This window comes from Asticcacaulis biprosthecium C19 (assembly GCF_000204015.1).
GTDB lineage: Bacteria > Pseudomonadota > Alphaproteobacteria > Caulobacterales > Caulobacteraceae > Asticcacaulis > Asticcacaulis biprosthecius.
This window is the reverse complement of record NZ_GL883077.1, coordinates 1,894,916-1,907,400: the sequence shown is the minus strand read 5'-3', so window position 1 is coordinate 1,907,400 and position 12,485 is coordinate 1,894,916. Positions and strand designations below refer to the sequence as shown.

The following is a 12,485-nucleotide window of genomic DNA, read 5'->3' as shown; positions in this document are numbered from 1 at the left end:
TAACGGGGGAGTATAAGCATAGTAGGCATACTCAGCCTCAAGAATTGCCCTACTGGCAGGAGAGTTCCTGCACCGGTGCCCCCTCGCCGTCATAGCGGTAGATGCGGCACTGCGCTGGGTCGTAACCGCTCAGTTCGAGCCTCTGCGTCTTGCCCAGCACGCCGCGAACCACCGGGCGAACCTCCCCGGCTTGCGGCAGCACAGCCGGCTTGCGCACGAACACCGCCTGCAGGCGCTGGCTCACCGTCGGCTTTTCCGGCTCCAGATTGCCGGCAAGGACCAGCAGCGGCCGCCAGATCCGCGTCGCCGCCTGTTTGACTTCGGGCGTGGCATCCGCCGGGATTTCGACCGGATTGGCACGGCCGAGATTGACGACAAATACCGAAACCTGTTTCGGATCGGTGCCGGCGCGCAGTTGCCGTGCCACGATATGCGCCCGGCTGCGCGCCAGTTCGAACTGTTCCGTCGGGTCGCCTTCCGGCGAGGCCGCCCCGACCACCACGACATAAGATTGGTGGTCCAGCGGCTTGGCCAGGCGGCAACTGTCGGCCTCCAGGTTGACCGCAGAATTGTAGACCCACACGCCCTGCGGCGTCTGGTAGCCGGCGGCATCGTCAAAGGCGCGGCAGGTCAGGTCGACCGCTTTCAGCGGCCGCGCCACGCTGGGCTCTGAGAGCCGCATAAGGGTGTAGATCAAGAGGCCCAGCAGGGCCAGCAACACCAGGGCGGCAGCACGCTGCGCCAAGGTCGGTCCCGGCGGCACCTGGCGGGCGCGCTGGGCGATCTGGCGTTTGATCAGGTACATACGCGCACTGGTCAGGCCATAGTAAGCGGCCACCGCCTGAAGCACGAACAGCCCCAGCAGGGCCAGCACCGTCCAGGGATCGAGCTGAATCTCGTCGGTCAGTTCGGGCGCCAGCAGATAGTTGTTCAGGGTCATTAGCAGCACGGTGACGAACATGCCGATACCCAACAGGCGGGTGACGCCGTGGATATGGTCGCTTTCCGGGGTATCGGCCAGGCTAAGCAGGCCATCGACGGCCTGGGCGCCACTGAGTTGGCTGCGCAGGCTGTGAGTTTCACTTTCCAGTTCGGTGATGCGCGCCTGCAAGGGCCCTACCGCATCGAAACCGGCCTCGGTGAACAGGTTGGCGATGTCCTGGGTCAGGTATTCGACCCGTGCGGTGCTGGCCGTGGCCGCCTGTTGCAGTTGGGCAACCCCGGCATCGACAGCCGCCAGGGCCGCGGCGTAGTGCGGCCGCGCCAGGGCAGCCGTGTCGGCATCGGGCGCGTCCTCGATTTGGCCGGCCTTGAAATCAGTGTGCAGCCGCAGGGTATGGAACTCGCCCGACTGCCGCACCAGCCAGCCGCGCCGGGTGGTCTCGCCGGCCAGGTCGGCCTGTACGCTAAGGATACGGTCGCGTACGCCCAAAAGCCGCGTCAGTTCGCGCACCCGCACGTCGATATGCTGGTTGACCTGCGTCTGCTGGTCGCCGGTACTCACCTTGCGGAAGAAGGACATCATCTTGCGCAGCCAGCCCTGCTCGCGGCTGGTCAGCAGCGACCAGACCACGATGGCCGCCGCCAACGCATAAACCGCCATCATCACCGAGCAGAAGATGAGATAGGCGAAGGGATCTTCGCTGGGTGCCCCCAGGAAGGCGGCATAGTCCTCGCGCACGATATTGTGGTCGGCGCCGGAGGTCACCTGTTTGAATTCGTTGATAACGAAGGCGGCGAAGCTGACCAGGGTCCCCAGCGACATCAGGAAGACGGCGGGACCGCCCAGGCCGGTATCGGTGGCGCGATCGTCGATCATCTGGCTGAACAGAACGATGATAACCGACAGGGCCGCGTAGATCAGTATCTGCAGGAACCAGAAGGCGGGCCAGGCCGTGTCGTTGCCGGCGACCGCGCTGCCGCCCAGACCGGCGGCCAAATACGAGATGACGACATAGGCCAGCCCCAGCAGGATGGCGCGCGAAAAATCGCCCAGCCCTGCTGTTCCACGCGGCTTACCCGCGGTCGGAGCTTTTTGCCCCGCTGCTTCCGTGGTCGCCATCTGCCCCTGCGCCCAGCCCGTCTTGAAACCTTAACAGACATTAACCTTGTTGCCGCCGCAACCTGTGCGTCGCCGCGACCGCCGGTTTATGGCGCTGTGTGACGATTTGGCCACCGAGATTTAGGCTATCTCTGCCAAAAACCCACCCGTCTGCCTTGCCCAAAGGCGAGCATAGAGACCTCCGGCATGAACCAGTTCGGCATGCGTCCCGGTCTCGATGATCCGCCCGCTATCCATGACCACCAGCCGGTCCATGCGCGCAATCGTGCTGAGCCGGTGGGCGATGGCGATCACCGTCTTGCCCGCCATCAGTTCCAGCAGGCTGTCCTGAATCGCGGCCTCAACCTCGGAATCCAACGCCGACGTCGCCTCGTCCAGCACCAGGATCGGTGCGTTCTTCAGCAGCACGCGGGCGATGGCGATGCGCTGGCGCTGACCACCCGACAGCTTGACGCCGCGTTCGCCGACATGCGCGTCAAGACTCGACCGGCCGCGATTGTCGCGCAGATCCGGTATGAAGCCCCAGGCGTGGGCCCGGCGCGCCGCCTCGATGATCTCCGCATCGGAAGCGCCTGGCCGGCCATAGGCGATATTGCTGCGGATCGACCGGTGCAGCAGCGATGTGTCCTGGGTCACCATACCGATATGGGCGCGCAAGGAATCCTGAGTCACTTTCGCAATGTCCTGGCCATCGATCAGGATACGGCCGCCCGTGACGTCATGCAGGCGCAGGAACACATTGACCAGGGTCGACTTCCCGGCGCCGGAAGGACCGATCAGGCCGATCTTCTCACCGGCGGCGATGGTCAGGTCGATGCCGTCGATCGCCGCCCGATCGGCCTCGCCGTAGTGGAAGTGGACGTGGTCGAACCGCACCTCACCGCGACCGACCTTAAGCGCCGTGGCCTCCGGCGCATCGGTGACCTTATGCGGCTGGGCAATGGTGTCGATACCGTTCTGGATGGTGCCGATGTTTTCAAACAGGCTGGTCACCTGAAACATGATCCAGCCCGACATGTTGAGGATGCGCTGGGTCAGAGCCCCGGCCAGAGCAATGGCGCCGATGGTAATCGCGCCCTCGCTCCACAGCCAGATGGCCAGCACCGCCGTCGACAGCAGCAGGGCGATATTCAGCAGGTTGACGATGACATCCAGTTGCGTGATCAGCCGTTGCTGGACCTGCCACTTCACGGTGTTAATCTCCATCGCCTCGCGGACATAGGCCTCTTCGCGCGACGGATCGGCGAACAGCTTGACGGTCTGGATGTTGGTGTAGCTGTCGACCAGCCGCCCGACCAGCGCCGAACGCGCTTCCGATCCCTCTTCCGACGCCTTGGACAGTCTAGGAACATAGCGCCAGCACAGCAGACCATAGGCGGTCAGCCAGACCAGAAGCGGAATCACCAGGCGGAAATCGGCCTCCAGAAACATGTACACGGCGCTGGAGAAATAGACGACGACATAGAGAAAGGTGTCGCTGAGCGTAATCAATGTGTTGCGCACGGCCGACGCGGTATCGGCGACCTTGGATGCCACGCGCCCGGCAAAGTCGTTGGCGAAAAAGCTGATCGACTGGCGCACGATATGGCGGTGCGACTGCCACCGGATCAACACCGGAAACTGGGTCGTTAGCCCCTGTTGCAGCAACAGCGACTGGATCAGGACCAGGATCGGCCAGGCCACGCCGATGGTCAGCAGCATGGAGATAAAGGTCGCGCCGTGCTGCGCCCACAGTTCCCCGGGCTTCGACGAGGTCAGGATATCGATAATGTCGGCGACATAGCGAAAGACCATGACCTCGGCCAATGTCGCCAGGAGGCCTACCGCCAGCACTGCGGCGAACAGCGGCCAAACCTGACGCAGATAGCTCCAGACATAGGCCACCAGCCCGGACGGCGGCGTCAGGTCGTCATGCGGCCGGAACGGATCGATTAGCCGCTCGAAGGGACGAAACAGAGTGTTCAACATAACTAACCTTGGCCTCCCCTCGAAGCAGGAGGTATAAAAAAGGCGGACCTTGCGGCCCGCCTCCAAAATCCTGTCAGGATCAACGCCTTACTTGGCGCCGAACAGGCGGGCCCAGAAGCCGGGCTTCTTCTTGGTGGCTTCCGCCGCCTTGCCGGTGATTTCGTGCGCCGCGTCCACGGCCTTGTCCATCACATCGTCGGCCTTGCGGGCAATGTCCTCGACCACCGGCTTGGCAGCGGCGATAGCTTCATCGACCTTGTCCTTGGCCGCATCCAAAGCGGCTTCGACCTTTTCGCCGGCTTCCTTGATATGCGGTTCGGCAGCGGTCTTCAGCTCGTCGAACTTTTCGGCCGCGACGGCCGTGGCTTCATCCAGCTTCGCCTTGGCGGAGTCGAGCACCTCTTCGACCTTCTTGGCGGCCGGCGTCTTGGCGGCGGGCGCCTTCTTGACAGCCTTGGGGGCCGGTTCCAGCACGGCCGGCTTGATGTCATTGACCAGGGCGGTCTTCTTCGCAGCGGCCGGCTTGGCAGCGGCCTTGGGCGCCGCAGCCTTGGCGGCCGTCGCCTTCGGGGCCGACTTTTTCGCCGCGGGCGCATCACCCTCAGCCTTGGCCACCGGGGCCTTGCGGGCGATCGTCTTCTTCACACCGGCATCGGCCGGAATTTCGCTGTCGCCCGTCGTCTTTTTTGTGGTAGCTCTCGCCATCTTGTGTCCTTAAGTGCCAAACCGTCCGAATCTCGCACGTTCCCAAGGAAATTAGCCGAGATCGGACGTTGAATCAAATCCTACCGCAGAGCAGCATGTCGTATAATCCTCAACAAATCGTGGCGCGCGGCCCGCGCGCCGTCGCCGAAGCCGCCGCTGAAGCCCTGGACGCCGAAGTCGAACTGGAAGGCACGACCTATTCGATCCTGGAAGAGGACGAAGACCACGACATCTGGCGCATCGATGCCTTCCCGACCGCCGAAGAGGAAGACCTGCAGATTCAACGTGTTCTGACGGATTTTCCGGAGTTGATCGTGACCGCCGAACAACTGGCCGACGCTGACTGGCTGGCCATGGCGCTGTCCGGCCTGCCGCCGGTGCGCGCTGGACGCTTCTTTGTTTACGGGATCCACGATCACGGCCGCGCCCCGGTCAATGCCGTAAATTTGCGCATCGAAGCCGGCGCCGCCTTCGGTACCGGTCACCATGGCACCACGGTCGGCTGTCTCATCGCCTATAATGATCTGTTGAAAAAATCCAAGTTCGGCCGCGTATTGGATGTCGGCGCCGGCACCGGCGTCCTGGCCATCGCTGCCGCCAAAACCGGCACGCCCGTCGCTGTCGGCACCGATATCGACGCCATCTCCGTGCGCATCTCCAACGAGAATGCAAAACTGAACCAGTCGACGGCGCGTTTCGTCCACGCCAACGGCCTCAATCACCGCAAGGTGCGCTCATCTGGTCCCTACGACCTGGTCTTCGCCAACATCCTGGCGCGTCCCTTGGTCGGGCTGTCGATGGATATCCGCGGCGCGCTGAAACCCCAGGGCCTAGTCATCCTGTCGGGCCTGCTGCGCACCCAGGAACGCTTCGTCAAGGCCGCCTATCTCAGCCACGGCTTCAAGGTGGTGCGCCGCATCCACCGCGACGCCTGGTGCACCCTGGTGATGCAGCGGGTCTAACCGCGGCGCCACCTTTTGGGGAGGCGGCGGAACATGACGCCCCGCCACCAATCCAGCAGCGAGTCCGGATTGCCCGGTCCCCCACCTTCGTCATGATAGCGGCCGTCCCACGGCTCGGGTTTGATCTGATACTGGAATGGCCAGACGCCCTTTCGGTCGCGGCCGCACATCATGCACCACCGGTGCGGCGGCTGATCCTCGCCCCATCGGCGAGAGCGAAACAAGGTATATTGGCAGCGCGGACACCGCGCGGACGACCCGATCCAGAAGGAAAGCCAGGCGCAGACATTCGCGGCCGCGATTCCAAGGAGGACAGGCCCCTCGCCGGCGATGCAACCCGCCGCAATGCCAGCTATAAAGGCTATAGCGAGCCAGCGCGGAGATTGAATCAGGAAGGCAAACCAGCAGGCAATTGCCGTGGGAATCAGGATGGCGGGATTCGGGTGCAACACGACCGAGAAAATCATCAACCCGATGCCGACCAGTAGAAAGGGAAGAACCAGATATTTCATCCCTTTGAGACCGTTTTCTTCCGCCAGTTTTGCTGGGCATGATAGCGGGCCACCTCAGCGCCATAGGTATCCGGCGCTGCCCCGCCACCTTCATCGTGATACTCACCGTCCCAGACTTCTGGCCTCAGAGCATATTGAAACGGCCAGACGTCACAGCGATATCGGCCGCAGCTTACGCAGTAAGACGGAACCGGACTGTCCCGCCCTTTTCCGCTAATTCCAACCGACAAACCGCACCGTGGGCAGCGTGAGTTCGCGCTTACCAGAATTAGCCCCCAGCCAACGCCATACACAATGTCGAACCAATCCGGCCCCCCTGCCCTGATTCGAAATGCCGTATAGGCAACCGCGCCCGCGACTATGGCCCAATTCCAGCTTGTCACCAGGCCAAACATTACGGGCACCATGAACGGCACCATCCAGCCGCCAACGCCGTTCATCAGCCCGGCGCCCATGATCAAAACACCAAGGAAGCCCATGAAACTGTAACGTACCATCGCCTTTTGCCGCCCTCCCCTTTGCGTTGCAAGAGAACCACACCACCTCTCTTCCCGCAACAGGCGAAGACGAATGCGACTTGGCATTTATGGGATAATATGAATTAAATAAATCAAATATAAAAAATTCTCAGGGAGCCTTTTCATGTCCAACATGAACCGTCGTCTGTTCACCGCCGCCTTTGCCGCCATGGCCTTTGCCGGCCCCGTTTTCGCCCAGGAGACCGCGCCTGCCGCGCCGCAGCCGATGGTCATCTATGATGATGTCCTGGCGCCGGGCTGGAACAACTGGAGTTGGGCCAAGACGACCCTGTCGACCGATATCGGGTCCGACGTCAAGCCGATCTCGATGCAGAGCGAGCCGTGGCAGGCCCTGTTCCTCCAGCATGCGCCGTTTTCGACGGCCGGCTATACCAAACTGACCTTCTATGTGAATGGCGGCCCGACAGGTGGCCAGACAATCTCGGTCAAGGCGCTGATCGGTGACAAGCCGGTCGACCCCGGCTACACCATCCGTCTGAACGCCAATACCTGGAACGTGGTTGAAGTGCCTTTGGCCGATCTCGGCGCGGTCAATCAGACCATCAGCGGTCTGTGGTGGCAAGCCCAGGGCCAGCCGGTCAGCACCTGGTACATCACGGTAATCCAACTCGAGTAGCAAAATTCCGGCGGCGGATTTGAAGTCGCCACATTGGCCGTCTATAGTCGCTTGCGTAACCAGACAGGTGACTCGATGACTCCCGATACGCTTTCCGCCCCGACCGCTTTCCAGCAGTTCGATGTCACCACCCATCCGTCGCAGGGCGTCACCAACGTCGCCGCCCTGCGCGCCGAGATGCACCGGTTGGGGCTGGACGGGTTTATCGTGCCACATGAGGATGAGCATCAGAACGAGTACCTGCCCGACGCGAATGAGCGCCTGGCCTGGGTCTCGGGTTTCACCGGCTCGGCCGGTTCGGCGATCGTCTTCCTCGACCGCGCCATCCTCTATGCCGACGGCCGCTATACCTTGCAGTCGCGCGAACAGACCGATCGCAGCGTCTGGGAGGTCAAGGACTTCCACGGCAATTCGCTGGCCGACGATATCGCAGCCGCACCCGCCGGTTCGGTCATCGGCTATGATGCCGCGCTGATCAGCCCGACCAGTTTGAACACCCTATTGGCCGCAGCCGCCGGCGCCGGCGTGGAACTGAAATCCCTGTCGCCCAATCCGCTCGATGTCGCCTGGGGTGCGGCGCGTCCATCACAACCGGCAGCGCCGATCGTGCCCCAACCGCTGGAATTTGCCGGCGTCGCCTCAGTCGACAAGCGTGGCCAGATCGCGCGCAACCTCAAGGCCAACGGCCTGGCCGCCGCCCTGATCACCGCACCGTCCTCCCTGGCCTGGCTGTTCAATATCCGCGGCGGCGACGTTATTCGCTCCCCCCTGCCCTTGGGCCAGGCGGTGCTGAAGGACGACGGCTCGGCTGAACTGTTCATCCAGCCCACCAAGATCACCGACTGCCTGCTGGAATGGCTGGGCAACGAGGTCAGCGTCAGGACGCCTGCCGAGATAGAGACCACCCTGGCCGGTTTGGCCTGCCGTAGCGTGCTGATCGACGCCGCCCTGTCCTCGGCCTTCTGGCTGGAGGCCCTGACCTCCGCCGGGGCCAAACCCTTCCTGGCTGATGATCCCTGTATGCTGCCCAAGGCCTGCAAGAACCCGACCGAGATCGCCGGGACGAAGGCCGCCCATGTTCGCGACGGCGCCGTCCTGACCGAGTTCCTGTATTGGGTCGCCACCGAAGCGCAGGAGACGCTGCCGACCGAAATCGAGGTGGCGAAGAAGCTGGAGTCATTGCGCATAGCCGCAGGTGGTCTCAAGGATTTGTCGTTCGATACGATCTCGGGCTTCGGCCCGCACGGCGCCCTGCCCCACTACCGCGTCACCACGGCCTCGGATCTGCGCATTGCCCCAGGCAACCTGCTGCTGGTCGATTCCGGCGCCCAATTCGCCGACGGCACCACCGATGTTACCCGCACCATGGCCATCGGCACCCCGACCGCCGAACACAAGCGCATGTTCACCCTCGTGCTGAAAGGCCATATCGCCTTGGCCACAGCGAAGTTCCCGGCCGGCACCACCGGCACGCATCTCGATATCCTGGCGCGGCAATTTCTGTGGGCGGAAGGCTTCGACTACGACCACGGCACGGGTCACGGCGTCGGCGTCTATCTCGGTGTCCACGAAGGCCCGCAACGCATCGCTAAGGCTCTGAACCGCTATGCCCTGCAAACCGGGATGATCGTGTCGAACGAGCCCGGCTTTTACAAGGAAGGCGACTTCGGCATTCGCATCGAGAACCTGCAGTACGTCACCGAAGCCAAGATCCCCAAGGGCGGCGAGCGCGCCATGCACGGTTTCGCCAACCTGACCTGGGCGCCGATTGACCGCAGTCTGATCGCTGTCGAGATGCTCACCCCCGCCGAGCGACAATATATGGACGATTACCACGCCGAGGTCGTCCGCCTGGTCGGGCAGCTGGTGAAGTCCGAGGTCCGTGCCTGGCTGGAAGAGGTCTGCGCACCGCTTTAACCCCGGCCATAAAACGGCATACCGCCGGCCATGACCGTGACGAACGGGATATTGGCTTCGGGCGGCAGACTGGCGATGTAACCGACCATCTTCGCCACCTCATCGGCCGACATGCGCGGTTCAGGCCGCAGTTGCCCATCGGCCTGGATAGCGCCGGTGACCATATGGCCCGACATGTCGGTGGCGGCATTGCCGACATCGATCTGCGAACAGGTGATGCCGAACGCGCGACCATCCATCAGGATCGACTTGGTCAGCCCGGTGATGGCGTGTTTCGACACGCTGTAGGCGGCCGTCAGCGGCCGCGGCATATGGGCCGACAGCGAACCCGTATTTATGATCCGCCCGCCGCGCGGTTCCTGGGCTTTCATGATCCGCATGGCCTCACCGGCGCATAGCATGGCGCCAAGTATGTTGATGTCCAGAACGGCGCGCAGTTCGTCGAGCGGCAGCTCCTCCAACGGCAGGGCCGGCGCGTTGTAGCCGGCATTGTTGAACAGCACATCCAGCCGGCCAAAAACGGCCAACGTCTTGTCGAACAAAGCCTTCACGGCCAACGGGTCGGTGATATCGGTTGGCACGGCCAGCATGTTGTCGCCCAACGCGGCGGTTTCAGCCAGGGCAGAGGCGCGACGACCGGCGAGGACGACGGAATATCCTGCGCGAGACAGGTGAAGGGCTGTGGCGCGGCCTATACCGCTGCCGGCGCCGGTGACGAGGGCGATCTTGGTCATGGCGCACATGAACCCGCGAAGGCCCTGTGGTCAAGGGCGCCGAATTGTGCCAAGTTTGCGCCGATTAAGAGGATGCCCGATGCGCAAGATACTGATTGTCACCACCGCCCTGCTGATGTGCGCGTCCTTGAGCGGCTGCATTACCCGCGGCTGCGACAACAAGCCGGTGCAAAGCTGCGACAGCCAAAAGGCCCCGATGGGCTATGAGACGGCGGTAAAAGCACTGAAAATGCTCGCCAACTAGGCAATCAGCGACAGCCACTCGTCTTCGGTGAGGACCTGAATCCCGAGTTCCGCTGCGGTCTTCAGCTTGGAACCCGCGCCCGGGCCAGCCACCACCAGGTCGGTCTTTTTCGACACTGATCCCGACACCTTGGCGCCCAGCCGTTCGGCCTGGGCCTTGGCCTCGTCGCGCGTCAGTTTCTCCAAAGTGCCTGTGAACACCACCGTCTTACCCGACACCGGCGAGGTCGACGCCACCGCTTCGGCATCCTGCACGCGCACCTGTTCGATAAATCGCTCATAGATGCCGCGCTGGTACGGATGCGCGAAATAACTGGTCACCGATCGCGCAATCACTGGCCCGACCTGGTTTAAATCCTTGACCGAGTTGAACGCCTCTTCGTCGCCCTCGGCCGCCTTGACCAGGGTGTCGTGAAAGGCGCGTTCGCTGACAAAGGCCCGCGCCAGAAGCTTGGCCGTAGTGTCGCCGACATGCTTGATGCCCAGCGCGGCGATAAACCGTTCCAGTGGCAGATCGCGGCGGATGTCGATAGCGGCAAACAGCTTGTCGAGATCGGTAAAGGCGCGGTCGGTATCGGCCACTTGTTTTTTTACCGCCTGGCCGCTCTTTTCCTGGCGGGCGGCCGACTGGCGCTTGCGCTCTTCCAGAACGATGACCTTGGCGGCTTCGGCTTTTTCGTGCAGCCGGTAGATGTCAGCGGGTTCCGCCAGAATGCCACCGCGGTTGAAGATTTCAATATAGGTCTCGCCCAGACCTTCGATATCCAGTACCCGGCGCGAGACGACATATTTCAGGTATTCTGTACGTTGATGCGGACAGGCCTGGTCACCGCTGCATTTGCGCGCCACGCCTTCCGTGCCGGCAGCGTTCTGCTCGCGGACGACCTCGGTCTTCAGCGGACACGGACAAACCGTCGGGAATTCATAGGGCACCGCGGTGTCCGGCCGTTCGTCCGGTTCGATTCCAACGATCTGCGGGATGACATCGCCGGCGCGCTGGACACGGACCATGTCACCGATACGGATGTCCTTGCGCTCGATCTCGTCGGCATTGTGCAGGGTGACATTGGTCACCACCACGCCGCCGACATTGACCGGCTGCAACCGCGCCACCGGCGTCATCGTCCCCATGCGCCCAACCTGGATGTCGATGGCGGCCAACCGTGTCAGGGCCTGCTGTGCCGGAAACTTGTGCGCTATAGCCCAGCGCGGCGACCGCGACACAAAGCCCAACCGGCGCTGCCAATCCAGGCGATCGACCTTGTAGACAACGCCATCAATATCATAGCCCAGCCCCGAACGATCGCGGCCGATGCGGTTGTAAACGTCGAGCAATCCGGCAGCGCCATCGACTTGGGCCGACTGCGGATTGACCTGCAACCCCCACTCCCGGAACTTCGCCAGAGCCTCGGTCTGAGTGGCGGCAAAGCCGTCGTCACTGACCTCTCCCCAAGTATAGGCGAAGAACCGCAAAGGCCGTGCCGCTGTCACAGCCGTATCCAACTGGCGGAGCGAACCCGAGGCAAAGTTGCGCGGATTAGCATAGGTCCGCCCGCCTTCGGCCTGGGCCTTGGCATTCATGTCAGCAAAGGCCTGCAGCGGCACATAGATTTCACCGCGGATTTCAATCCGTTCGGGATGGCCGGTGCCGCTTAAACGGTGCGGAATATCGGCGATGGTGCGGATGTTTTCGGTGACGTCCTCGCCGGTGCGGCCGTCGCCGCGCGTGGCGCCGCGCACCAGTTCCCCGTTGACGTACAACAGGCTGCACGACAGGCCATCGATCTTCGGCTCGGCGGCGAACACCACCGGCTCTTCCGCCGGCAGTTTGAGGAAGCGACGGATACGGTCTTCGAAGTCGGTAACGTCTTCGTCGGCAAAGGCATTGTCCAGCGACAGCATCGGCACGCCGTGGACCACAGGCGAGAACTTTTCCGAGATTACCGCGCCCACGGTCTGGGTCGGCGATTCGGAGGTCTTCAGGTCGGGAAACTGCGCCTCCAGGTCGCGTAACTGCTTTTCCAGCGCATCATAATCGGCGTCGGTCAGTTCCGGCGTTTCTTCTCGGTAATAGAGGCCACGGTGATACTGGACCTGCGCCGCGAGTTCGGAATGCAGGGCGCGGGCGTCGTCGAGAGTCATGTGAAGAACCACGGATGGACACGGATGAACACGGATGTATAGGACGCACGATCCATCCGTGTCTATCCGTGTCCATCCGTGGTTC

10 protein-coding genes are annotated in these 12,485 nt (G+C 62.7%); 4 read left to right on the top strand and 6 right to left on the bottom strand.

Annotation, left to right across the window (positions count from 1 at the left end; translation table 11 throughout):
• Positions 1-49 precede the first annotated feature (49 nt).
• The 3 genes from ABI_RS08845 to ABI_RS25610 all read right to left on the bottom strand — a co-directional run bounded on the left by ABI_RS08845 (position 50) and on the right by ABI_RS25610 (position 4,735).
• Entirely contained in the window at positions 50-2,062 is a 2,013-nt protein-coding gene (locus ABI_RS08845) for a hypothetical protein (protein ID WP_006272583.1), read from the bottom strand.
• Between the two features lie 120 nt (positions 2,063-2,182).
• Positions 2,183-4,030: an ABC transporter ATP-binding protein gene (locus tag ABI_RS08840; protein WP_006272581.1), complete on the bottom strand. Its 1,848-nt coding sequence runs from the start codon at positions 4,028-4,030 to the stop codon at positions 2,183-2,185.
• 87 nt (positions 4,031-4,117) lie between these two features.
• Positions 4,118-4,735 carry a hypothetical protein gene (locus ABI_RS25610; RefSeq protein ID WP_006272580.1) on the bottom strand — a complete coding sequence of 206 codons (618 nt, stop codon included), beginning with the start codon at positions 4,733-4,735 and terminating at the stop codon, positions 4,118-4,120.
• 95 nt (positions 4,736-4,830) lie between these two features.
• Here ABI_RS25610 and ABI_RS08830 point away from each other — a divergent pair, with 95 nt between their 5' ends.
• Positions 4,831-5,697 carry a 50S ribosomal protein L11 methyltransferase gene (locus ABI_RS08830; RefSeq protein WP_006272579.1) on the top strand — a complete coding sequence of 289 codons (867 nt, stop codon included), beginning with the start codon at positions 4,831-4,833 and terminating at the stop codon, positions 5,695-5,697.
• Here ABI_RS08830 and ABI_RS08825 read toward each other — a convergent pair.
• Positions 5,694-6,209 carry a hypothetical protein gene (locus ABI_RS08825; protein WP_040308733.1) on the bottom strand — a complete coding sequence of 172 codons (516 nt, stop codon included), beginning with the start codon at positions 6,207-6,209 and terminating at the stop codon, positions 5,694-5,696. The two genes, ABI_RS08830 and ABI_RS08825, sit on opposite strands and share 4 nt — an antisense overlap.
• A 642-nt stretch (positions 6,210-6,851) precedes the next feature.
• Between ABI_RS08825 and ABI_RS08815 the strand changes: the two genes are divergently transcribed.
• Positions 6,852-7,364 (top strand): hypothetical protein, encoded by a 513-nt coding sequence (locus ABI_RS08815; RefSeq protein ID WP_006272577.1) that lies wholly within the window; start codon positions 6,852-6,854, stop codon positions 7,362-7,364.
• A 75-nt stretch (positions 7,365-7,439) separates the two neighbouring features.
• Positions 7,440-9,281, top strand: a complete 1,842-nt coding sequence (locus ABI_RS08810; protein WP_006272576.1) for an aminopeptidase P family protein — start codon at positions 7,440-7,442, stop codon at positions 9,279-9,281.
• Here ABI_RS08810 and ABI_RS08805 read toward each other — a convergent pair.
• Positions 9,278-10,015 carry an SDR family oxidoreductase gene (locus ABI_RS08805; protein ID WP_211211131.1) on the bottom strand — a complete coding sequence of 246 codons (738 nt, stop codon included), beginning with the start codon at positions 10,013-10,015 and terminating at the stop codon, positions 9,278-9,280. The two genes, ABI_RS08810 and ABI_RS08805, sit on opposite strands and share 4 nt — an antisense overlap.
• Before the next feature lie 79 nt (positions 10,016-10,094).
• Between ABI_RS08805 and ABI_RS25085 the strand changes: the two genes are divergently transcribed.
• Positions 10,095-10,259, top strand: a complete 165-nt coding sequence (locus ABI_RS25085) for a hypothetical protein (protein ID WP_006272574.1) — start codon at positions 10,095-10,097, stop codon at positions 10,257-10,259.
• Here ABI_RS25085 and ligA read toward each other — a convergent pair.
• The gene (ligA, locus tag ABI_RS08800) at positions 10,256-12,400 is read right to left on the bottom strand and encodes an NAD-dependent DNA ligase LigA (RefSeq protein ID WP_006272573.1); all 2,145 of its coding nucleotides are present in this window, start codon (positions 12,398-12,400) and stop codon (positions 10,256-10,258) included. The two genes, ABI_RS25085 and ligA, sit on opposite strands and share 4 nt — an antisense overlap.
• Between the last annotated feature and the right edge of the window lie 85 nt (positions 12,401-12,485).

Excerpts from the sequence above, each read along its gene's own strand:
- ABI_RS08845 (WP_006272583.1), bottom strand. The coding sequence starts at position 2,062 with ATGGCGACCACGGAAGCAGCGGGGCAAAAAGCTCCGACCGCGGGTAAG.
- ABI_RS08840 (WP_006272581.1), bottom strand. The coding sequence starts at position 4,030 with ATGTTGAACACTCTGTTTCGTCCCTTCGAGCGGCTAATCGATCCGTTC.
- ABI_RS25610 (WP_006272580.1), bottom strand. The coding sequence starts at position 4,735 with ATGGCGAGAGCTACCACAAAAAAGACGACGGGCGACAGCGAAATTCCG.
- ABI_RS08830 (WP_006272579.1), top strand. The coding sequence starts at position 4,831 with ATGTCGTATAATCCTCAACAAATCGTGGCGCGCGGCCCGCGCGCCGTC.
- ABI_RS08825 (WP_040308733.1), bottom strand. The coding sequence starts at position 6,209 with ATGAAATATCTGGTTCTTCCCTTTCTACTGGTCGGCATCGGGTTGATG.
- ABI_RS08815 (WP_006272577.1), top strand. The coding sequence starts at position 6,852 with ATGTCCAACATGAACCGTCGTCTGTTCACCGCCGCCTTTGCCGCCATG.
- ABI_RS08810 (WP_006272576.1), top strand. The coding sequence starts at position 7,440 with ATGACTCCCGATACGCTTTCCGCCCCGACCGCTTTCCAGCAGTTCGAT.
- ABI_RS08805 (WP_211211131.1), bottom strand. The coding sequence starts at position 10,015 with ATGACCAAGATCGCCCTCGTCACCGGCGCCGGCAGCGGTATAGGCCGC.
- ABI_RS25085 (WP_006272574.1), top strand. The coding sequence starts at position 10,095 with ATGCGCAAGATACTGATTGTCACCACCGCCCTGCTGATGTGCGCGTCC.
- ligA (WP_006272573.1), bottom strand. The coding sequence starts at position 12,400 with ATGACTCTCGACGACGCCCGCGCCCTGCATTCCGAACTCGCGGCGCAG.